17 protein-coding genes and 1 tRNA gene are annotated in these 21748 nt (G+C 63.3%); 14 read left to right on the top strand and 4 right to left on the bottom strand.

The window, feature by feature from the left end; genetic code table 11:
- Window positions 1-40: 40 nt before the first annotated feature.
- Window positions 41-1231: a hypothetical protein gene (locus ACT53S_RS02075; protein WP_476065755.1), complete on the bottom strand. Its 1191-nt coding sequence runs from the start codon at window positions 1229-1231 to the stop codon at window positions 41-43.
- Window positions 1232-1480: 249 nt separating this feature from the next.
- Here ACT53S_RS02075 and ACT53S_RS02070 point away from each other — a divergent pair, with 249 nt between their 5' ends.
- From ACT53S_RS02070 to ACT53S_RS02055, 4 genes are all read left to right on the top strand, one after another.
- Window positions 1481-2440: an NAD(P)H-dependent flavin oxidoreductase gene (locus ACT53S_RS02070; protein WP_476065754.1), complete on the top strand. Its 960-nt coding sequence runs from the start codon at window positions 1481-1483 to the stop codon at window positions 2438-2440.
- A 46-nt stretch (window positions 2441-2486) separates the two neighbouring features.
- Window positions 2487-3548 carry a DUF1176 domain-containing protein gene (locus tag ACT53S_RS02065; RefSeq protein WP_476065753.1) on the top strand — a complete coding sequence of 354 codons (1062 nt, stop codon included), beginning with the start codon at window positions 2487-2489 and terminating at the stop codon, window positions 3546-3548.
- Window positions 3549-3697: 149 nt separating this feature from the next.
- Window positions 3698-3773, top strand: a tRNA-Thr gene (locus ACT53S_RS02060).
- Between the two features lie 172 nt (window positions 3774-3945).
- Window positions 3946-4548, top strand: a complete 603-nt coding sequence (locus ACT53S_RS02055) for a DUF4760 domain-containing protein (protein ID WP_142073690.1) — start codon at window positions 3946-3948, stop codon at window positions 4546-4548.
- Between the two features lie 59 nt (window positions 4549-4607).
- Here the strand turns inward: ACT53S_RS02055 and ACT53S_RS02050 are convergent, their stop codons facing one another.
- Window positions 4608-5588 (bottom strand): GlxA family transcriptional regulator, encoded by a 981-nt coding sequence (locus ACT53S_RS02050; protein WP_476065752.1) that lies wholly within the window; start codon window positions 5586-5588, stop codon window positions 4608-4610.
- A 110-nt stretch (window positions 5589-5698) separates the two neighbouring features.
- Between ACT53S_RS02050 and bcoG the strand changes: the two genes are divergently transcribed.
- From bcoG to ACT53S_RS02000, 10 genes are all read left to right on the top strand, one after another.
- The gene (gene bcoG / locus ACT53S_RS02045) at window positions 5699-6601 is read left to right on the top strand and encodes a 3-dehydrocarnitine:acetyl-CoA trimethylamine transferase BcoG (RefSeq protein WP_476065751.1); all 903 of its coding nucleotides are present in this window, start codon (window positions 5699-5701) and stop codon (window positions 6599-6601) included.
- A 68-nt stretch (window positions 6602-6669) separates the two neighbouring features.
- On the top strand, window positions 6670-8157 hold the full coding sequence (locus ACT53S_RS02040) for a carnitine 3-dehydrogenase (RefSeq protein WP_476065750.1): 1488 nt from the start codon (window positions 6670-6672) through the stop codon (window positions 8155-8157).
- A 40-nt stretch (window positions 8158-8197) separates the two neighbouring features.
- Window positions 8198-9358 (top strand): acyl-CoA dehydrogenase family protein, encoded by a 1161-nt coding sequence (locus ACT53S_RS02035; protein WP_476065749.1) that lies wholly within the window; start codon window positions 8198-8200, stop codon window positions 9356-9358.
- 208 nt (window positions 9359-9566) lie between these two features.
- On the top strand, window positions 9567-11633 hold the full coding sequence (locus ACT53S_RS02030) for an acetate--CoA ligase family protein (RefSeq protein WP_476065748.1): 2067 nt from the start codon (window positions 9567-9569) through the stop codon (window positions 11631-11633).
- Window positions 11634-11636: 3 nt separating this feature from the next.
- Window positions 11637-12419, top strand: a complete 783-nt coding sequence (locus ACT53S_RS02025; protein WP_476065747.1) for a carnitinyl-CoA dehydratase — start codon at window positions 11637-11639, stop codon at window positions 12417-12419.
- Window positions 12420-12533: 114 nt separating this feature from the next.
- Window positions 12534-14117, top strand: a complete 1584-nt coding sequence (locus ACT53S_RS02020) for an ABC transporter substrate-binding protein (RefSeq protein WP_476065746.1) — start codon at window positions 12534-12536, stop codon at window positions 14115-14117.
- A gap of 102 nt (window positions 14118-14219) precedes the next feature.
- The gene (locus ACT53S_RS02015) at window positions 14220-15227 is read left to right on the top strand and encodes an ABC transporter permease (protein ID WP_113377037.1); all 1008 of its coding nucleotides are present in this window, start codon (window positions 14220-14222) and stop codon (window positions 15225-15227) included.
- Window positions 15224-16051 (top strand): ABC transporter permease, encoded by an 828-nt coding sequence (locus ACT53S_RS02010; RefSeq protein WP_142073707.1) that lies wholly within the window; start codon window positions 15224-15226, stop codon window positions 16049-16051. The genes ACT53S_RS02015 and ACT53S_RS02010 overlap by 4 nt, the downstream gene beginning before the upstream one ends.
- Window positions 16044-17675 carry an ABC transporter ATP-binding protein gene (locus tag ACT53S_RS02005; RefSeq protein WP_476065745.1) on the top strand — a complete coding sequence of 544 codons (1632 nt, stop codon included), beginning with the start codon at window positions 16044-16046 and terminating at the stop codon, window positions 17673-17675. Before ACT53S_RS02010 ends, ACT53S_RS02005 begins: the two co-directional genes overlap by 8 nt.
- A 234-nt stretch (window positions 17676-17909) precedes the next feature.
- Window positions 17910-19913 (top strand): CocE/NonD family hydrolase, encoded by a 2004-nt coding sequence (locus ACT53S_RS02000; protein WP_476065744.1) that lies wholly within the window; start codon window positions 17910-17912, stop codon window positions 19911-19913.
- Between the two features lie 7 nt (window positions 19914-19920).
- Here ACT53S_RS02000 and ACT53S_RS01995 read toward each other — a convergent pair whose 3' ends face one another.
- Window positions 19921-20841: an alpha/beta hydrolase gene (locus ACT53S_RS01995; protein ID WP_476065743.1), complete on the bottom strand. Its 921-nt coding sequence runs from the start codon at window positions 20839-20841 to the stop codon at window positions 19921-19923.
- A 338-nt stretch (window positions 20842-21179) separates the two neighbouring features.
- Entirely contained in the window at window positions 21180-21572 is a 393-nt protein-coding gene (locus ACT53S_RS01990) for a PRC-barrel domain-containing protein (protein WP_140826082.1), read from the bottom strand.
- Window positions 21573-21748 lie beyond the last annotated feature (176 nt).

The following is a 21748-nucleotide window of genomic DNA, read 5'->3' as shown; positions in this document are numbered from 1 at the left end:
AGCCTCCCCCGCCTCTCAGCCCATTTACCCGCCGGGACGATCACTGTCCCGGCAGAACGCGCACGGCGTAGAGGTTAAGCCCGCGCCCCTTGCCCGACAGATCGGCGTTGACGATCAACTTGCCCGGTGTCGAAGGTGCCATGCCGCTGTCGAAAGTGACGCGGAACAGCGCGTCGAGCTTTTGCGGATTGACGGTAAAGCGATGGCGCGGGCAGTCGCCCATCCGTGGGAAATCGCATTCCACCGAGATCTGCACCGGGTTGTCGTCCGGGGATTGGACCGTCAGGGCAATCGTCGAGGTGCGGCCGGCGAGCTCACGCAACACATTCACCGGCACCGTGATCTCCACGGCACCTTCGGCATCGCCACTGCGCGAGACGATGCGGGCTGCGGTCCCGTCGCTCGCCGTCACCATATCCACGGTGGCATTGGCGCGGGGATGCAAAGCGGAGATCTGGTCCGGGGCGAACACGCCGATCCAGTCGTCGGTGAAGCCGCCACGGGTGTCGATGGCCTGCGGCCCCTGCGGACCTTCAGCCGGCGCCGGCGTACCGGAAAAATCCTCTTCCTCGGCGCGCGGCGGCGGATTGGGAACGCTGGTGTCGCGCTCGGCCGCTGTCAGCAGCAGACCCGACGTATAGACCCACCAAGCGCCGATGCCGAGTGCTGCAAGGAAAATGGTGAAAATCATCAGGCGCGCCACACCGCCACGGCGTTTGCGCCGCGGCTGAACGGCCCGTTCGGAACGCATGTCCGGGACCGGCCCTTCATCGGCGAGATGCGCCTCGCGACTGTCCGGCTTTGATGATCGCAGATCCTCATCGAAAGCGGGTTCGCGGTCGGCCACCGGATCGACCGGCGGGGCATGCTCGACGGGATCGGCGGCAAAGCCCGGCTCGACGCGGCCAGTCTGACGATCGCCCGCGACACGCGACGCGGCCGGACCTTCAACTGTAACGTCCGGCGCGGCGGATGACTGAGGCTGAACCGTGGGGACCGGTGGCTCGACGCGCATGTCGAGGCGTGCGCGTTCTTCGAGCTCGATTGCGTGGATCAGCGCTTCCAGGCGCCGCCGCTGGTGATTGATCGCTTCGGGATCTTCGACATTCTGCTTGCGCAATCCGGTTTCCAGGGCCTGTCGGGCGGACTGATAAACCCGTGCCCGTGATTCGGCATTGGCCCGGTCAGAACGCTCCAGGGCATTCCGGATGGCTGTTTCCAATCCGCTCATTGGTCGCCATACTCCTTCGGGGATCGCCCCTGCCACATCGCATCCATAGTTTCGATTCGGTAAACGCTCGATTTTTCAAGGGCAAGCCCGGAAGCCTGCTATGGCTGCGAATAAACACAGGAATGAGACCAGCCGCTTCGATCTTGCCACAGGTTGGGGCTCTTGCCGATCCTACGGCTCTCTTTCCCAAGTCCGCAGGATCTGTTATTTGACGTTTGCGTAAACGTAAACTTCATGGGAGGTGAAGTGATGGCCCTGCCGTCGATCCTGAAAGACACTCTGAGGCTGCCCGTCGTCGCCTCGCCGCTCTTCATCATATCGCATCCGCAGCTGACGCTCGCCCAGTGCAAGGCCGGCATCGTTGGCTCCTTCCCGGCGCTCAACGCCCGCCCTGAAGCGCAGCTCGACGAGTGGCTGGCGGAAATCACCGAAGAGCTCGCGTCTCACAACGCGAAGAACCCGGATCGCCCCGCCGCCCCCTTCGCAGTCAACCAGATCGTGCACATGTCGAACAAGCGGCTCGAGCACGATCTGATGATGTGCGTCAAATACAAGGTCCCCATCGTCATCTCCTCGCTGGGCGCCGTGCCGGAGGTGAACGCCGCCGTGCATTCCTATGGCGGCATCGTGCTGCATGACGTGATCAACAACCGTCACGCCAATTCGGCAATCCGCAAGGGGGCCGACGGACTGATCGCGGTGGCCACAGGCGCCGGCGGCCATGCGGGCACACTGTCTCCCTTCGCGCTCATCCAGGAGATCCGCGAATGGTTCGACGGGCCGCTGCTGCTCGCCGGTGCGATTGCCAATGGTGGTGCGGTGCTGGCCGCCCAGGCCATGGGCGCGGACATGGCCTATATCGGCTCGCGCTTCATCGCGACCACGGAGGCCCGCGCGTCGGATGCCTATAAGCAGGCGATCGTCGAAGCCCATGCCAACGACATCGTCTATTCCAACTATTTCACCGGTATCCACGGCAATTATCTGAAGCCCTCGATCGTCGCGGCCGGCATGGACCCCGACAATCTGCCGGTCGCAGACCCGTCGAAAATGGACTTCGACAAGGCAACCACAGGCGCCAAGGCCTGGAAGGACATCTGGGGCTGCGGCCAAGGGATCGGTGCGGTGAAGGCGGTCGAACCGGTGGCCGCCGTCGTCGACCGGCTGGAGCGCGAATATATACACGCAAAAAAGGCGATTTGCGGCTGAAGCGCCGGCTGCTAGCGTCCCCGCAGATCTGATTTGCGGGGACCACATGCGCCACCTGAAACTCACCCTCACGCTCGCCGCCCTCCTCGGTAGCACCCTGTCCAGCCAGGCGGACGACGGCGCCTACAAAGACTTCAAGGACTGGCAGGTTCTGTGCTCGCAGACCCGTTCCTGCACCATGCGGCAATTCCTCGCCGGGACCCAGCTGTCCGGCTTCGAACTGCGGCGCAGCGGCAAACCGGATGCGCCGGTCGTGCTGTCGGTGTCGCCGAGCGACAATGCCCTGACCGAAAGCGAGGGCGCGCCTGAAGCAACCATTGCGATCGATGGTGGAGAGCCGCTGGTGCTGACAGGTCCCTCGGTCACGGCAGAGGCCGGCACCTATGCGTTCACCCTCAACGCGGACTTCATCGGCAACGGACTGATCGACGGCCTGAAGAACGGCACAACCGCCAAGATCACTCTCAAGCGCGGCGACAAGACTGCCACGGCCGACCTTCCGCTCGCCGGCGCTGCCGCAAGCCTCTTGTTCATCGACGAATATCAAGACCGCATCGGCCATACGGACGCCATGAGCGCCAAGGGTGACAAGGCACCCAACCCGCCATTGCCGGTTACGGACATCACCTCAATCGCCGACCTGCCGGAGGCGATCCGTACCCAATTCGCCGAGGGTGGCAGCTGTGAGGATACGGATCCGAGCATGTTCGACGGCAATGCGCTGTCGCATGCAACCGATGAAAACACGACGATCTACGTCATGCCCTGCGGCTCCAGCGGCGCTTACAACATCCCCTATGCCGCCTATGTCGACAGTTTTGGCATGATCGCCCCGCTCGCTTTTCCGACCATGCTGGACGGCGCCCCCAGCGCTTCTCCCCAGGCCTTCAATCTCGCCTATGATTGGAAACAGAAGCGCTTCTCCTCCTTCTTCAAGGGCCGCGGCATCAGCGACTGCGGCACCTACAGCCAGTGGCGCCTCGCCGAAGGCGTGATGGGTCCGCAACTCGTGCTGATCGAGGAGACCTTCCGCGACTGCCCGGAAGAGTTCAGCGAGACGGACGATATCGATCCCGGCACTTGGCCGAAGACATGGCCGGTAAAGTAAGGCACCGGGCGGCAAGCGAGAGCAAGAGAGCCACCATTGACCATGCCGGGGAAATTTTCCCCGGCCACCGAAAACCGGCTTGAAATCACCCGGCAATCCCTGTATCAGCCCCTCACCGCAAGCAACGGGCCTCTGGCCTGTTCGCAGATGCCGCTTTAGCTCAGGTGGTAGAGCACATCATTCGTAATGATGGGGTCGCAGGTTCGAGTCCTGCAAGCGGCACCATTTGACCTCAAAACTTCCGTGCATTGGCCAGCTCAACACAACCGTGTTTAATTTCGTCCATGGAATGTTATCTTCATTGGATACGTCGGTTCATTCGCAACAGAGGAGCAGATGATATGCGTAAGATCAGGAAACTCGCTCGCGAAGGCTGGGGCGGCATCGTGACCAAGTAATGAAGGTCGGCGGGCACCATATCAGTTGGTGGTACATTTGCGCTTTGGCCGCTCCAACGCTGTTCGCGGGAGCGGCCTTTTCGTTTTTTGCATTCAAAAGCCCGCAGCTCGTTCTTCAATACGCGGCAATATTCTCGACGCTGGCAATCCTGATCAGTGGGTTGAGCGCCGCGCTGGCCGGTTTGATATTCGCCAGCGTGAATATCCAGGCGCAAACGCGGAACGCAAAGGTTAAAGCCGCCTATGATGCCGTCGCGAAGAAGCAATGGGACAAAGACCATATTGCTGCTCGCGCCACATTTCTGGACCTTCTCCGCAAAAAGGCCGACCTGTCGCAATATGTCGTTCCCGATGATCATGAATTTTCGGAAGCAAAGTCCTATTGCGAAGCCTTGCGCAACATCTGCAACGACCACGAACTGACGGCCATTGCCATCGAAGAACACGTCATCGATGAAAACTTCCTCAAGAAATGGTCTAGATCATCCTTGATTGACGATTTCGAGAAGCTGAAGCCGTACATACAGGCCGTCCGCGACAAAATCGGGAACAAAGCGATATTTGTGAACTTCGAGAACCTTGCTCGTCGCTGGAGCAAGTAAGGCACGCCCCCATCTCAAATCAGTTGGTGGCGTCGACATCCCATATGGTCAGGATGTCCTCACGCCCCCGCCCCATATCCCTTCAGCCTGCGCCGCGTGTCCGACGGGCTCTCGCGAAAATGCGCGCGGTAGCTGCGCGAGAAGGCAGACGCCGAATTGAAGCCCGTCGCGGCGGCGATGTCGGCGAAGGCGATGCGGGTTTCGATCACCTTGCGGCGGGCGGCGTTCAGCCTAAGCGCCAGGTAATGAATGTGCGGCGGCGCGCCGATTGCCTCGATGAACAGGGTCTGCAGCCGCCTTTCGCTGATGCCGATGCGGCGCGCCAGCCGGACCAGCGGCAGCGGCTGTTCCAGATGCTCCTCCATCACCCGCATCGCCTGGCTGACGCGGGGGTCGGCCAACCGGATGCTGCCGGTCGAGGGCATGGCGGTGGCATTGCTGCTGACGCCGCCCTGCTCGTAGATGAACTGACGTGACACTTCGAGCGCCAGCGAATAGCCATGGCGACGGCGGATCAGTTCCAGCATCAGGTCGAGCGTCGGCAGCGAGCCGCCCGTGGTGATGCGCTTGCCATCGATGACGAAGCGCTCGCGCACCGTCTTCACCTGCGGATAGGCGGCGGCGAAGTCGTCGTAGTCTTCCCAGTGCAGGGTGGCGGAAAAATTGTCGAGAAGGGCCGTGTCCGCCAGCAGCCAGGCGCCGGATTCGATGCCGGCCATGAGGCTGCGATGCCGTGCCGACTTGGACAGGAGACGCTTCAGCTCCGATGTGGCGTGACGCTTCCAGTTGTGGCTCGAGAGGACGAAGAGAGGGTCTTCCTCACTGCCCGGCTGGAATGCACCATCGACCGGGATCGGAATATGGCTCTTGGTTTCGATCGGCTGACCGTCAGGGCTGAGGATACGCCAGCGATAGAGCTCCAACCCGCTTACCCGGTTGGCCAGACGCAAAGGCTCGATCACGGAGGCGACGAGAATGAGATTGGTCTCGGGCACGACGAGCAGGTCGAGCACGGTGGTGGAGGGACTGCGATCGGACATGGTGTGGATCTCGCGACATTTCCGAAAGTGTATAGAACTTGTCCGATCCTGCAAAGCATGCTGCGGCATTCTGTCTCGTAATGGGGCCAACGAACGAGGGAGAATAATCCGTGCCTTTAGCCATGAACCGGGATGTCTTCATCACCTGCGCCGTCACCGGCGCCGGTGACACCACCTCGAAATCGCCGCATGTGCCCATCACGCCGAAGCAGATCGCCGAGTCCGCCATCGATGCCGCCAAGGCCGGGGCCGCCGTCGTGCATTGCCATGTCCGCGATCCGGAAACGGGTGCTGCCAGCCGCCGCAACGATCTCTACAAGGAAGTGACCGACCGCATCCGCTCGGCCGATGTCGACGTCGTCCTGAACCTCACCGCCGGCATGGGCGGCGACCTGATTTTCGGCAATGTCGAACAGCCTTTGCCGCTCAACCCTGTCGGTACCGACATGGCCGGCGCCACCGAGCGCGTGTCGCATGTGGCCGAATGCCTGCCGGAAATCTGCACGCTCGATTGCGGCACGATGAATTTCTCGCTCGGCGACTACGTGATGACCAACACGCCGTCGATGCTGCGCGCCATGGCGAAGCAGATGACGGATCTCGGTGTGCGCCCCGAAATCGAAGCCTTCGACACGGGGCATCTGTGGTTCGCCAAGCAGCTTGTCGAGGAAGGCCTGATCGAGGATCCTGTTCTCATCCAGCTCTGCATGGGCATTCCCTGGGGCGCGCCCGACGACCTCAACACCTTCATGGCGATGGTCAACAACGTGCCGTCGAGCTGGACCTTCTCGGCCTTCTCGATCGGCCGCAATGCCATGGCCTATCCGGCGGCCGCCGTGCTTGCCGGCGGCAATGTACGCGTCGGGCTCGAAGACAATCTCTATGTCGGCAAGGGCCTGCTCGCCACCAATGCCCAGCTCGTCGAAAAGGCCGTGACCGTGATCGAGGGCATGGGCGCCCGGATCATCGGACCGGACGAGGTGCGCAAGAAGCTCAAGCTCACCAAGCGCTGATGCCCCGCCCGTTCCCGGAACTTGCGGGGGCGGGTTACAGAACAAACCGACATGCGGACGAGAACGTGATGAGCAGAATTCAAAAGGCGGCCTGTATCGGCGGCGGTGTGATCGGGGGGGCCTGGGCTGCGCGTTTTGTGCTGGCCGGCATCGACACCACGATCTTCGATCCGCATCCGGAGGCCGAGCGCATCATCGGCGAAGTGCTCGCCAATGCCGAGCGTGCCTATGAAATGCTCACCATGGCGCCGCTGCCGCCCAAGGGAAAGCTCACCTATGCCACCTCGCTCGAGGAGGCTGTCGCGGGCGCCGACTGGATCCAGGAAAGCGTGCCGGAGCGTGTCGAACTCAAGCGCGGCGTCATCACCCAGATCGATGCGGCAGCCGACCCCAAGGCCCTGATCGGCTCCTCGACTTCCGGAATCCTGCCGACCGATCTCCAGCGCGACATGAAACATCCCGAGCGCATGTTCGTCGCCCATCCGTATAACCCGGTCTATCTCCTGCCGCTCGCCGAACTCGTCGGCGGTGAAAAGACCAGCCGCGCCGTCTTGGAAGATGCCAAGGCGAAACTCGCACCGATCGGCATGAAGGGCGTGATCCTCAACAAGGAGATCGAAGGTTTCGTCGGCGACCGGCTGCTGGAAGCGCTGTGGCGCGAGGCGCTGTGGCTGATCAAGGACGACATTTGCGACACCGAGACGCTGGATGACGTGATCCGCTATTCCTTCGGCATGCGCTGGGCGCAGATGGGTCTGTTCGAGACCTATCGCATCGCCGGCGGCGAAGCGGGCATGCGGCACTTCCTCGCCCAGTTCGGCCCCTGCCTCGCCTGGCCCTGGACCAAGCTCACCGACGTGGTCGACCTCAACGACGAACTCGTCGACAAGATCGCCGGCCAGTCGGACGCTCAGTCGGGCGCGCGCGGCATCCGTGATCTGGAACGTATCCGCGACCAGAACCTCGTCGGCATCATGCAGGCCCTGAAGGCCGGCGATGCGGGACGCGGCTGGGGTTCCGGCAAGCTGCTGGCGGAGTTCGAGGCGCATCTCTGGTCGGCCGCACCCGCGCCCGCTGCCGCAGACACCACCAAGCCCATCAAGCTTGCCGACTTCCGCGTCCACCCGTCCTGGGTCGACTACAACGGCCACATGACCGAATACCGCTACAGCCAATGCTTTGCCGACAGTTCCGACGCGCTGCTGCGCCTCATCGGCGTCGACATGGATTACGTCTCAGCCGGCCACAGCTACTACACGGTCGAGAACCATCTGCGGCTGCTCGACGAATGCAAGCTCGGTGATGCGCTCTCTGTCGAGGTGCAACTGCTGCCCTCCGATGGCAAGAAGCTGCACTCGTTCTTCTGGCTGCGACGCGCGTCCGACAATGCAGTCGTGGCCACCTGTGAACACCTGATGCTGCATGTCTCGTCGGCGGAAGGCAAATCCGTGCCGCCTCTTCCGGTGATCCTTTCCAAACTGGAACCGCTGATCGCCGGTCATGCTTCGCTGCCGGTGCCCGATGGTGCCGGTCGGCATGTCGGGCAGAAGAGGTAGCCCTATGTCGCAACCCGGACCGAAGGCAGGAGGATAAGGCATGGATTTCGCCCTCACCGCAGAGCAGCAGATGATCGTCGATACGGTCCGCGGCTTCGTGGAGAGCGAACTCTATCCGCTCGAAGATCAGGTCGAGAAACAGGGTTTTGTCCCGCCTGAGATGGGCCAGGAGATCGCGGCCAAGGTGAAGCAACTCGGTTTCTTCGCCTGCAACATGCCGGAAGAGGTCGGCGGCGGCGGGCTCGACCACCAGACCTTTACCCTCGTCGAACGCGAACTCGGCCGTGCCTCCATGGCGCTTACCGTCTTCTTCGGCCGCCCCTCCGGGATCCTGATGGGCTGCAACGACGACCAGCGCGAACGTTATCTGCTGCCGGCCGTGCGTGGCGACAAGTTCGATGCCTTGGCCATGACGGAACCCGGCGCCGGCTCGGACCTGCGCGGCATGAGCTGCACGGCCCGCCCTGATGGCGACGACTGGGTGATCAATGGCACCAAACATTTCATCAGCCACGCCAATATCGCCGATTTCGTCATCGTCTTCGTCGCCACCGGTGAAGAGGAGACGCCCAAGGGCGTGAAGAAGCTGATCACCTGCTTCCTCGTTGATCGCGGCACACCCGGCTTCACTATCCGCAACGGTTATTCGTCGGTCTCGCATCGCGGCTACCAGAACTGCATCCTTGATTTCGACGATTGCCGCCTGCCCTCAGCGCAGATCCTCGGCAAGCTGCACAAGGGTTTCGAGCTCGCCAATGCCTGGCTGTATGGCACACGCCTCACCGTCGCTGCGAGCTGCGTCGGCAGGGCGCGGCGGGTCTTCGACCTCGCGGTCCCCTACGCCGCCGAGCGGCACCAGTTCGGCAAGCCGATCGGTGCAAACCAGGGGGTCTCGTTCAAACTCGCAGACATGATCACTGAGATCGATGCGGCCGATTACCTGACGCTCGCCGCCGCCTGGCGCCTCGACCAGGGCCTGCCGGCCAATCGCGAGATCGCATCCGCCAAGCTCTACGCCTCGGAAATGCTGGCGCGGGTGACCGACGAGGCGATCCAGATCCATGGCGGCATGGGCCTGATGGACGACCTGCCGCTCGAGCGTTTCTGGCGCGACGCACGTGTCGAGCGGATCTGGGACGGGACCTCGGAAATCCAGCGGCACATCATCAGCCGCGACCTGTTGCGACCGTTCGGGGCGTGATCATGACGGACGGCTCCCCACACTCGATCCGAGATATCTCAGGCTCCTCCCCCCGATGGCCACAGAACCCGCATCAGGGCCTGTGGCCGGGCAGGCATGCCGATCTGAGCACATCCGAGGCTGGAAGACGTGGCTGCTCCGTACGCGCCTTCGCAGGCGAGCCGGCTCGGCAGTTCCCGACAGACGGTCGGCTCGGCGGGGTGCTTGAATGACGACAAACGCCCGCTCGCCGCTCGCTCGCCTGATCCGTCCGCAATCCATCGCCGTGTTCGGCGGCAAGGAAGCGGCGCGGGTGGTGGAACAGTGCGGCAAGGCGGGCTATCGCGGGCAGATCTGGCCCGTGCATCCAACGCGCGACACCGTCCATGGCCATCGCTGCTATCGCTCGGTCGCCGATCTTCCCGGCGCGCCGGATGCCGCCTTCATCGGCGTCAATCGCAATCTGTCGGTCGAGGTTCTCCGCGAACTCTCCCAGCGCGGCGCCGGCGGCGCCATCTGCTACGCCTCGGGCTTTGCGGAAGCCGTTGCAGAATTGCCCGACGGCCCGGCCCTGCAGGCGGAACTGGTCGCGGCAGCCGGCACCATGGCGATGCTCGGCCCCAATTGCTACGGCTTCATCAACATGCTCGATGACGCGCTGCTCTGGCCCGACCAGCACGGCATGGTCCATGTTGACAGGGGTGTGGCCATCCTCACCCAGTCATCCAACATCGCGCTCAACATTTCGATGCAGGCCCGCGGCCTGCCGATCGCCTATCTGATGACGGCCGGAAACCAGGCCCAGACGGGGCTTTCGGCACTGGCTGCTGCGGCGATGGAAGACGAGCGGGTGACGGCCGTCGGGCTGCATATCGAAAGCTTCGACGATCTCGACGCACTGCAGCATCTGGCACGCCGCGCCCGGGCGCTGCGAAAGCCAGTGGTTGCGTTGAAGGTCGGAAGATCGGCTGCCGCCCAGCGCGCAACGTTGTCCCATACCGCCTCGCTCGCCGGCAATGATCGGGTTTCTTCGGCGCTGCTCAAACGCCTCGGCATCGGCCGCGTGCATTCCCTGCCGCAGATGCTGGAAACGCTGAAACTCCTGCATGTCTGCGGACCGCTCGTGTCCAACTCCGTCTCGTCGATGAGCTGCTCGGGTGGCGAGGCCTCGTTGATGGCCGATGCCGGTGTCGGCAAGGCGGTCGAGTTCCGCGATCTTCCCCCGCAGCACCTGCCCGAACTTCGGGAAACGCTCGGCGCGATGGTCACCTTGTCCAATCCGCTCGATTACCACACCTTCGTCTGGGGTGATCGTACGCGCCAGGCCAAAGCCTTCTCCTCGGTCATGCGCGGCGGCTATGGCATCAATCTTGTGGTGCTCGACTTCCCGCGTGCCGACCGTTGCGATGCCACCGATTGGACCACGACCGTCGATGCCGTGATCGATGCGCGACGGGCGACAGGTGCGGCCGCCGCGATCGTCTCCAGCCTGTCGGAAACCATGCCGGAAACCGTCGCGACCCGGCTTGTTGCCGAAGGCATCGTGCCCTTCTGCGGGATCGATGAGGCACTCTGCGCCATTGATGTCGCCCACCAAATTCATGCCACCTGGGCAAAACCGGCGGCCGCGCCGGTTCTGTCCGCAAACCTGGTCGAGACCGACGTCACCACCTTCTACGAGGAGCGTGCCAAACCCAGGCTTGCCGCCTATGGCGTGCCGATTCCCTACGGCATGGTCGCCGACCGGCCGGAAAACGCGGTCGCGATCGCAGAACGGCTCGGTTATCCGGTCGCGCTCAAGGGCCTCGGCATCGCCCACAAAAGCGATGTCGGAGCCGTTCGGCTCAACATCCGAAGTGCCGGAGAAGTTCTCGCCGCAGCCTCCGCCATGAGCGCGGTTGCCGAACGCTTCCTCGTCGAGAAAATGGCCCCGAAACCGGTGGCGGAGCTCATTGTCGGGGCGCTGCGCGATCCGGTCGTCGGTCCGGTGCTGACGCTGGGCGCCGGAGGCGTGCTGGTCGATCTCATCGATGACAGCACCGTCCTGCTCCTCCCCACGAATGCTGAGGAAATCCGCGCTGCCCTGGCTGAGCTCAAGGTGTCAAAGCTGATTGCGGGCTATCGCGGCGGCCCGTCAGGCGATATGAACGCATTGGTGCAACTCGTCGCCTCTGTCGCAGATTATGTCGCAGACAACGCAACGAGACTGGAAGAACTGGACCTTAATCCGGTTCTGGTGCTGCCGGAAGGCGAAGGCGCAATTGCCGTCGACGCCTTCATCCGGATGAGGAGTTAAAGCGTGGCCGACCCTATCCGCACCCGTCGCGAAAACGGCATCCTCGAAGTCACGATCGACCGACCAAAGGCCAATGCCATCGATCTCGCGACCAGCCGGATCATGGGCGATATCTTCGCAGACTTCCGCGACGACGAAACCTTGAGGGTCGCGATCATCACCGGTAGCGGTCCCAAGTTCTTCTGCCCCGGCTGGGACCTGAAGGCTGCCGCCGAGGGCGATGCAGTCGACGGAGACTACGGTGTCGGCGGCTTCGGCGGATTGCAGGAACTGCGCGATCTCAACAAGCCGGTCATTGCCGCCATCAACGGCATCTGTTGCGGCGGCGGCCTGGAGATCGCGCTCTCCGCCGATCTCATCCTCGCCGCCGATCACGCCACTTTCGCACTGCCGGAAATCCGCTCAGGCACGGTGGCCGACGCCGCCTCGATCAAGCTGCCGAAGCGCATCCCCTATCACATCGCTATGGACATGCTTCTGACCGGCCGTTGGCTCGACGCACAGGAGGGCCATCGCTGGGGCTTCGTCAACGAGATCCTGCCGGCAGCCACGTTGATGGACCGCGCCTGGGCGCTCGCACAGCTGCTCGAAAGCGGCCCGCCGCTGGTCTATGCCGCGATCAAGGAGATCGTGCGCGATGCCGAGGGAAGCGATTTCCAGACGACGATGAACAAGATCACCAAACGGCAATACCGGACGGTCGACGTGCTTTACGGTAGCGAAGACCAGATCGAAGGCGCGCGCGCCTTTGCCGAGAAGCGCCAGCCGGTCTGGAAAGGGAGATAGTTTCAAGCAGCCGCGTGAGGGCCCTGGCGGTCGGCCCGATTGCGCAACCGTACGATCGCCACCGTCACGGAAAAAATGCCGGACGCATAACCAACCAGAACAAGGGAACAGACGATGAGCAACGACAAATTTCTTTCGAGCCTGAGCAGAGCCGCCCTAAGCCGGCGCGAGTTCATGGGCCGCGCCATGGCCGCCGGCCTGACGCTCACTGCCGCCAGCTCGCTCTATGCCACCAGCGCCTCGGCCCAGGAGCCGAAGCGCGGCGGCAACCTGAAGCTCGGCCTCGAAGGTGGTTCCGCCACCGACAGCAAGGACCCGGCCAAGTTCCTCTCGCAGTTCATGTTCTGCATCGGCCGTTGCTGGGGCGACATGCTGGTCGAAAGCGATCCGCTGACGGGTGCAGCGGTTCCGGCGCTCGCCGAAAGCTGGGAGCCGTCGGCCGATGCCGCGACCTGGACCTTCACCATTCGCAAGGGCGTGCAGTTCCATGACGGCAAGGAACTGACCATCGACGACGTCGTCGCGACGCTCAAGCGCCACACCGACGAGAAGTCGGAATCCGGCGCGCTCGGCGTGATGAAGTCGATCAAGGAGATCAAGAAGGACGGCGACAAGCTCGTTCTCGTTCTGACCGAAGGCAATGCCGACCTGCCGCTGCTTCTGACCGACTACCACCTCGTCATTCAGCCGAACGGCGGCTACGACGATCCGCTCGCCTCGATCGGCACCGGCCCCTACAAGCTCACCAGCTTCGAAGCCGGCGTGCGCGCGACGCTCGAGCGCAACCAGAACGACTGGCGCTCGGACCGCGGCTACGTCGATACGATCGAGATCATCGGCATGAACGATGCGACCGCCCGTATCGCGGCGCTCGCCTCCGGCCAGGTGCACTTCATCAACCGCGTCGACCCGAAGACCGTCGGCATGCTGAAGCGCTCGCCGAATGTCGAGATCCTCTCGACCTCCGGTCGCGGCCACTATGTCTTCATCATGCATTGCAACACCGCGCCCTTCGACAACAACGATCTTCGCCTCGCGCTGAAATACGCCATGGACCGCGAAGCCATGGTCGAGACCGTGCTCGGTGGCTACGGCAAGGTCGGCAACGACTTCCCGATCAACAGCACCTATGCCCTCTTCCCAGAAGGCATCGAGCAGCGCACCTATGATCCGGACAAGGCGGCCTTCCATTACAAGAAGTCCGGGCATTCCGGTCCGGTCCTGCTGCGCACCTCGGAAGTCGCCTTCCCGGGCGCCGTCGATGCCGCCGTTCTCTACCAGGGCAGCGCCCAGAAGGCCGGCATCGAGATCGAAGTGAAGCGCGAGCCGGGCGACGGCTACTGGTCGAATGTCTGGAACGTCCAGCCCTTCTCCACCTCCTATTGGGGCGGCCGACCGACCCAGGACCAGATGTATTCCACGGCTTACCTTTCGACCGCCGACTGGAACGACACCCGTTTCCTGCGTCCTGACTTCGACAAGATCCTGCTCCAGGCGCGAGCCGAACTCGATGAAGGCAAGCGCAAGGACATGTATCGCGAGATGGCCATGATGGTGCGCGACGAGGGCGGTCTGATCCTCCCGATGTTCAACGACTTCGTCAACGCCGCCCAGAAGTCGGTGAAGGGTTACGTTCACGACATCGGCAACGACATGTCCAACGGCTATGTCGCGACCCGCGTCTGGCTGGAAGCCTAATCGCCCGAAACGGGCAGTCGGCAACGCACTGCTCCGGTCATCGGCCCGCGGACATGAGGTTCGCGGGCCAAACCCGTTTTTCTGGATAGCGGCTTAAAACGCATGACCCAATCGACCGATGCCGGCGACCCGCCGGCCCTCTCCCTCTACCAGCGGTTTCCGCTGGCCGTTCTGGTGGTGCAGCGTCTGGTGCTGAGCCTGATCCTGCTGCTCGCGGTTTCGGTGCTCATCTATGGCGGGGTCGAGGCGCTTCCCGGCGACTTTGCCACAACCTATCTCGGCCAGTCCGCCACGCCTCAGGCGGTCGCCAATATCCGCGCCGATCTCGGTCTCGACCGGCCGATCGTCAGCCGCTATTTCGAATGGCTCGGCGGCGCCATTCAGGGCGATTTCGGCACCTCCTGGGCCAGCAAGAATTCCGTCACAGAACAGATCGGCAAGCGGCTCGGCAATTCCCTGTCGCTGGCAGCACTCGCCGCCGCCATTTCCGTGCCGCTCGCGGTCGGTCTCGGCATGCTCGCCGTGCATTTCCGCAATCGCATGCCCGATCGCATCATCAACGTGATCTCGCTCGCGGCGATCTCGCTGCCGGAATTCTTCATCGGCTATCTGCTGATCCTGGTCTTTGCCATCAACTTCAACATAGCGACCTTTCCCTCGACCGTCCATGACGGCATGACCATCGCCGAACGGCTGAAGGCCATGGCTCTGCCGACGGCGACCCTCGTGCTCGTGGTGCTTGCCCACATGATGCGCATGACGCGCGCCGCGATCCTCTCGGTCATGTCCTCGGCCTATATGGAAACCGCCGAACTGAAAGGCCTCTCGGCGCTCCGTGCCATCGTCAAGCATGCCGCACCGAACGCGATTGCGCCGATCGTCAATGTCGTCGCCCTCAACCTCGCCTATCTCGTCGTCGGCGTCGTCGTGGTCGAAGTGGTCTTCGTCTATCCCGGCATGGGCCAGTACATGGTCGATGCGGTCACCGTGCGCGACATGCCCGTCGTCCAGGCCTGCGGCCTGATCTTCGCGGCCGTCTACATCTTCCTCAACATGCTGGCCGACATCATCGCCATCGTCGCCAACCCGAGACTGAGGCATCCGAGATGAGATTGAGACAGATCCCCATCAGCGCCTGGGTCGGCATCTTCGGCATAACGCTCGCCGTGTTCTGCGCGCTCTTTGCCCCCTTCATCGCGCCGCATGGCGAGCGTGAAGTCGTTGGCGCCGTCTGGGAACCCATGGGCGGCGCCTTCCCGCTCGGCACCGACAATCTCGGTCGCGACCTGCTGTCGCGCATGATCTATGGCACGCGCACAACGCTCACCGTGGCACTCGCCGCGACCGTCATCTCGTTTTCGCTGGGCATCTTCCTAAGCTTCACCGCCGCCGTCTCGCGCGGCGTGATCGACCAGACGTTGTCGCGCTTCAACGACCTGATGATGTCGATCCCGACGCTGATCTTCGCGCTCGTGGTACTCGCGGTCTTGCCGCAGAACCTCTTCGTGCTGATCATGGTCATGGCGATCCTCGATTCCACCCGCGTCTATCGCCTCGGCCGGGCGGTTGCGCTCGATGTCGCCGTGATGGAATTCGTCGAAGCCGCAAAGCTGCGCGGAGAAGGTACGATGTGGATCATCTTCCGGGAGATCCTGCCCAACACGCTCTCGCCGCTGCTCGCCGAATTCGGCTTGCGCTTCGCCTTCTCGATCCTCTTCCTCTCCACCCTCTCCTTCCTCGGCCTCGGCATCCAGCCGCCGGCGGCCGATTGGGGCGGCATGGTCAAGGACAACAAGGACGGGATCATCTTCGGCATTTCCGCAGCCCTCGTGCCTGGCTCGGCCATTGCCGCGCTCGCCGTCTGCGTCAACCTGGTGGTCGACTGGCTGCTCGGGCGCACATCCAGCCTGAAAGGAGGCCGTGGCGATGTCTGATCTGCTTACCGTCCGCGATCTGAAGATCGAAGCCACATCCTATCCGCCGGGCGAACCGCCAAAGGACATCACCATCGTCGAGGGCGTCTCCTTCAGCCTGCCCAAGGGTCGGGTGCTTGGCCTGATCGGCGAGTCCGGTGCCGGCAAGTCGACCATCGGTCTGTCGGCTCTGGCTTACGGTCGTGGCAGCGTCCGCATCACCGGCGGCGAAGTACTTCTGAACGGCCAGGACATTCTGAAGCTAAATAAATCCGGCATTCGCAAGCTGCGCGGCGACCGCGTCTGCTATGTCGCGCAATCGGCTGCCGCTGCCTTCAACCCCGCCCATCGGTTGGGCGATCAGGTCATCGAGGCGACCGTCGCACACAAACTGATGACGATCGAAGAGGCCCGGGCCCGCGCCACCTATCTCTTCGGCGTGCTCGGTCTGCCGAACCCGGAAACCTTCGGCGAGCGCTATCCACACCAGGTCTCCGGCGGTCAGCTGCAGCGCGCCATGACCGCCATGGCGCTCTGCTCCAACCCGGAACTGATCGTCTTCGACGAGCCAACGACGGCGCTTGATGTCACCACCCAGATCGACGTGCTGGCCGCCATCAAACACGCGATCGAGACGACCCACACCGCCGCTCTCTACATCACCCATGACCTCGCCGTGGTCGCGCAGATCTCGGATGACATCATGGTTCTGCGCCAGGGCAAGACCGTCGAATACGGCACGACCCAGCAGATCATCGAAGCGCCGGCCCAGGACTACACCCGCGCGCTCGTCAATGTCCGCCAGGCTCGCAAGGAGGAGGCCACCGACCAGAGCAATCCGCAGCTGACGATTGAACACGTTACCGCTGGCTATTCCAATGGCTTCAAGGTGCTGCACGATGTCAGCCTGCATCTGCCCAAGGGCCAGACGCTCGCGGTCGTCGGCGAATCCGGCTCGGGCAAGTCGACGCTTGCCCGCGTCATTACCGGCCTTTTGCCGCCGATGTCGGGCACCGTCACCTTCGACGGCAAACCGCTGACCCCGGCGCTGAAGCAGCGGAGCCGCGATGATCTGCGCCGCATCCAGCTGATCTACCAGATGGCCGACACGGCGATGAACCCGCGCCAGACCGTGCGCGACATCATCGGCCGGCCGCTCACCTTCTATCGCGGCCTGCATGGGGCGGCGAAGACGGCGCGCGTGAAAGAGTTGCTGGATCAGATCGAAATGGCCTCCGGCTTCATCGATCGCTATCCGGCCGAGCTGTCCGGCGGACAGAAACAGCGCGTGGCGATTGCCCGCGCGCTCGCGGCGGAGCCGGAGCTCATCCTCTGCGACGAACCGACGTCCGCGCTCGACCCGCTGGTAGCGGAGGGTATCCTGTCGCTGCTGATGCGGCTGCAGGCGGAAACGCAGGTCTCCTACATGTTCATCACCCATGACATCGCGATCGTGCGCGCCATCGCCGACAGCGTGGCGGTCATGCATCGCGGCCGCCTGGTGCGCTTCGGCCCGAAGTCGGAGGTGCTGTCGCCGCCCTTCGACGACTATACCGACCTCTTGCTCAAGTCCGTGCCCGAGATGGAACTCGGCTGGCTGGAACGGGCGCTCGCCACCCGCCGCATGGAGAGTGCCGGGCACTGAGAACACCCTTCTTCTGCCTGCCGGCATCGTCTCCCCGTTAAAACAGTAGAGCTATCGCATTTGAACAATTTCCCCTCTGGCCTGCCGGCCATCTCCCCCACAAGGGGGGAGAGAACACGCGGCGGGCCCCCGGCTCCGCCACTGAGGGCAGCGGCTGGGTTAAGCCCTCCCCCTTGTGGGGAGGGTTTGGGAGGGGAAAACCACACACTCGAATTCATCACCCGAAGGCACAGCATGACATCCCGTCCGTTCACCACCATCGAAAACCAGTGGATCACTCTCGCCGACGGCACGCGGCTTGCCGCCCGCATCTGGATGCCCGAGGGAGCCGAAGGCGATCCGGTGCCCGCCGTCTTCGAATTCCTGCCCTATCGCAAGCGGGACGGAACGAGCCCGCGTGACGAATCCACCTATCCGGTCTTCGCCGCCGCCGGCATTGCCGGCGTGCGCGTCGACATCAGAGGCTCGGGTGAATCCGACGGCGTCATCGACGGTGAATATACCGAACTCGAACTCGCCAATGCCTGCGAACTGATAGCATGGATCGCGGCGCAACCTTGGTCGAACGGTTCCGTCGGCATGATGGGGATCTCCTGGGGCGGCTTCAACTGCCTGCAGGTGGCCGCCCTTTGCCCTCCGGCGCTGAAAGCCGTCATCTCGATCGCCTCGACCACCGATCGCTACAACGACGACATTCATTACAAGAACGGCTGCCACCTCTCCGCCCAGCTTTCCTGGGCCGCCACCATGCTCGCCTACCAGTCTCGCTCTCCAGACCCCGAAATCGTCGGCGACCGCTGGCGGGAGATGTGGATGGAACGGCTGGAAAACGAGCCCTTCTTCCTGGAGGAATGGCTCCCCCACCAACGCCGCGACGCCTTCTGGAAACACGGCTCGATCGGCGAGGATTTTTCCGCCGTCGCGATCCCGTCGCTTGTCATCGCCGGCTGGGCTGATGGTTATCGCAACACGCCGCTGCTTGCCGTTGAGGGCATGCTTGACCGGTCCAAGGCGCTGATCGGCCCCTGGATCCACAAATACCCGCATTTCGCCTGGCCGAAGCCGCGCGCCGATTTCCACGGCGAGGCCATCGCCTTCTGGAACCGCTGGCTGCGCGGCGAGGCAAACGGCACCGAGGCTGTCCCGCAAGTACGCGCCTATATCCTCGACGCCGTGAAGCCTGCCCCGCGGCGGGATGTCGATCCGGGCTTCTGGATTTCGAAGGACCGCTGGCAAGCGCCGGAGATGCTGAATTTCTATGTCGAGGCTTTCGGCTCCCTGGCGGAGGGGCATCCGGTTCCGCACGCGCCGGCTCATCCGGTCTCGCTGAAATCCCCACTCGACACCGGCACCGCCGCCGGCGAGTGGTTCACGCTGAAGCCGGATGCGGAACTCGCCGGCGACCAGCGCGGCGACGATGCGGGATCGCTGACCTTCCAGACGGCCCCCCTCACCCACACGCTCGATATCTTCGGCCGCCCGGAACTCTCCGTGATGCTCTCAAGCGACGCCCCCGTCGCGAACCTGATCGCCCGGATCGTCGACGTGCATCCCGACGGCTCCGCCACCCGCGTCGCCTTCGGCGTGCTGAACCTGACCCATCGCAACGGCAATGGCGAACCTGAGCCGATGGTGCCCGGCGAATCGACACCGATCCGCTTGACGCTCGATGCCTGCGGATATCGCTTCCGTCCCGGTCACCGCATCCGGCTGTCGCTCTCGTCCTCCTATTGGCCAATGGTCCTGCCCGCCCCGACCGATGCGGAACTGACGCTCGACATCGCCACGCTCGGCCTCGCCCTGCCGAAGCTCGGCGCTCACGACACCTTCGAGATGAAGCAGCCGGAGAACCCGAACCCGCTGCCGACCTATATCGAACATGCGCCGTCGGAAACCCGCCGCCAGGTGCTACGTGATATGCAGGCCAATCGCACTTCCTACACGATCTATGAGGATACCGGCCTGTTCGAGCATCCCGGCACGGGCCTATCGACCCGCCAGGTGCGCGACGAAGTCTGGTCGATCTCGCCGGGTGATCCGCAGTCGATGACGGGCACCTCCGTCTGGACCTGCGACATGCAGCGCCCCGGCTGGTTCGTGCGCACAGTCTCCACCTCGCGCATCGCCTGCACCGAGACGGACTGGCTGATCAGTGCGTCGGTCGTGGCTTACGAAGGCGAGATCAAGGTGTTCGAAAAGACCTTCCCGCAAAAGGCCATTCCGCGCGATCTGATGTGAGGCCCCTTTATCCCTGCGCGGCGAAACGGGTCACCGCCGCGCAAAGCGCCTCGAAACCTCTGCGCGCGCCCTCGCTCATGTGCCGGGCGCGCAGCCATGCATGCACCATCTGCGGCTCCTCGCGGAACCATACTTCGATGCCGGCTTCGGCAAGCCGCGCCGCATAGGCACGGCCGTCATCGCGCAGCGGATCGAAATGGGCGACGGTGATGAAGGTCGGAGGCAGACCGGCCAAGGAACGTGACAGGAGCGGATGGGCGACGGGGCTGTCGGCCGGCGCCTGCAGCACTTGCCGGTAGTAGGCAACATCCGACGTCGCCAGCCCCGGCGCCTGCGCCATCTCGTGATAGGAGCCGGAGACGAGATCGCCGCCGAGCGCCGGATAGATCAGCGCCTGGCCGACAATGCCATTCAGCCCTTCGTCGCGTGCACGAAGCGCCAGCCCGGCCGCCAGATTGCCCCCGGCGCTATCCCCGATCAGAACAACCTTGCGACCGTCGGCGAGCAAAGAGGTCAACACCGCAAATGCGTCGTCATGCGCTGCCGGCCAGACATGTTCGGGTGCCAGCCGATAATCCACCGACACCAGTTCCGCGCCCGCATGCTCCGCCAGTTCGGCACAGATGGCGTGATGACTGTCGAGCGAGCCGACCACGAAGCCGCCACCATGGATGTAATAGAGCACGGTTCGGGTTCGGATCTTCGCCGGGCGGTACCAGCGGACCGGAATGTGACCCTCCACAGTGCGGTCCTCTGTCACCATGCCCGCAGGAAGCGGCCGGTCGAAACGGGCGCAGAGGGCATCATACCAGGCGCGCTGCTGTCCGATCGAGGCATCGACGGCATCATCGGGATAGAAAGCCGCACATGTGGCGAGAAATTCGAGAATGCCGGTTTCGGTCGGAGCCTTTGGATGGGTATCGATCATGTGAAAACCATTCGATGGGCAGGATGTCACTCCTGCGATCACAACAGCCTAGTCGCGGCTCGCCCGGTAATCCACTCCGTTTGCGGCGCAGCCTGTCAAATCCGCCCTCTTTGCCCGCGTGGCAACGCGTCGGCAGAAACAGCCTTTCCCCGCAGAGCTTTTCGTGTCAGGAGAGGCTCGGGCGCGAGTGCCGTAAACTTTAGTACGGGCTCGGGCGGGCTGATTGACGTCTCTCCTGCTGCAGCGCGATTACGCTGCCGTCCTGTTCCTCACCACCCGCGCACACAGAAAGAGCCCCGCAAGCGAGGCTCTTCCGTCAGATGTCGCGAACGGATCGGTCAGATCCAGTATGGCGGGACGCCGTAGTAGTCGTAGACCGAGCGACCGTTGTTGCGATACCAGTCCTCGCTGTCGTCGCGATACTTCGGGGCGCCTTCGACCTGTTCCTTGGTCAGGGCGATGCGGTAGCCATCCAACTGCTCGTCATAGGTCAGGGTTTCCCAAGGCAGCGGGTAATATTCATCCCCAATGCCCCAGAAACCGCCGAAGCTGAGCACGGCATAGGCAACTCGGCCGCCACGCTTTTCGAGCAGAACACGCTGGATGGAACCGATGCGGTCGCCGTCGGCGCCGTAGACTGCCGTGCCTTCAACCTTATCACTGGCGATCAGGGTCGCCGTATCCTTGGCGTAAGGGTCCTTGCCCGAAACGGCATTGTTGACCTGGTCCATGATACATCCTCCTTGGATTGGTTCTCGTACCGGTCAACGAACAGCTGCTCGGATTGGTTCCTCTCGACCACACCAGAAGCTCTCTTCTACCTTACCCAAGTCCAGCCGGGTGTGGTTTCTCCTGCCAAGGCGCAAGGCAGGTTCGTCGGCACACCCCCTTCCCTTCCAACGCCCGG

The sequence above is a fragment of the Allorhizobium sp. DMC15 genome, from assembly GCF_056314065.1.
This window is presented reverse-complemented; position numbering and strand designations above follow the sequence as displayed.

Coding starts and splice junctions, on each gene's coding strand:
- ACT53S_RS02005 (WP_476065745.1), top strand. CDS start 16,044: ATGTCTGATCTGCTTACCGTCCGCGATCTGAAGATCGAAGCCACATCC.
- ACT53S_RS02065 (WP_476065753.1), top strand. CDS start 2,487: ATGCGCCACCTGAAACTCACCCTCACGCTCGCCGCCCTCCTCGGTAGC.
- ACT53S_RS02035 (WP_476065749.1), top strand. CDS start 8,198: ATGGATTTCGCCCTCACCGCAGAGCAGCAGATGATCGTCGATACGGTC.
- ACT53S_RS02015 (WP_113377037.1), top strand. CDS start 14,220: ATGACCCAATCGACCGATGCCGGCGACCCGCCGGCCCTCTCCCTCTAC.
- ACT53S_RS02000 (WP_476065744.1), top strand. CDS start 17,910: ATGACATCCCGTCCGTTCACCACCATCGAAAACCAGTGGATCACTCTC.
- ACT53S_RS01990 (WP_140826082.1), bottom strand. CDS start 21,572: ATGGACCAGGTCAACAATGCCGTTTCGGGCAAGGACCCTTACGCCAAG.
- ACT53S_RS02075 (WP_476065755.1), bottom strand. CDS start 1,231: ATGAGCGGATTGGAAACAGCCATCCGGAATGCCCTGGAGCGTTCTGAC.
- ACT53S_RS02055 (WP_142073690.1), top strand. CDS start 3,946: ATGAAGGTCGGCGGGCACCATATCAGTTGGTGGTACATTTGCGCTTTG.
- ACT53S_RS02010 (WP_142073707.1), top strand. CDS start 15,224: ATGAGATTGAGACAGATCCCCATCAGCGCCTGGGTCGGCATCTTCGGC.
- ACT53S_RS02070 (WP_476065754.1), top strand. CDS start 1,481: ATGGCCCTGCCGTCGATCCTGAAAGACACTCTGAGGCTGCCCGTCGTC.
- ACT53S_RS02030 (WP_476065748.1), top strand. CDS start 9,567: ATGACGACAAACGCCCGCTCGCCGCTCGCTCGCCTGATCCGTCCGCAA.
- ACT53S_RS02020 (WP_476065746.1), top strand. CDS start 12,534: ATGAGCAACGACAAATTTCTTTCGAGCCTGAGCAGAGCCGCCCTAAGC.
- ACT53S_RS02050 (WP_476065752.1), bottom strand. CDS start 5,588: ATGTCCGATCGCAGTCCCTCCACCACCGTGCTCGACCTGCTCGTCGTG.
- ACT53S_RS01995 (WP_476065743.1), bottom strand. CDS start 20,841: ATGATCGATACCCATCCAAAGGCTCCGACCGAAACCGGCATTCTCGAA.
- ACT53S_RS02040 (WP_476065750.1), top strand. CDS start 6,670: ATGAGCAGAATTCAAAAGGCGGCCTGTATCGGCGGCGGTGTGATCGGG.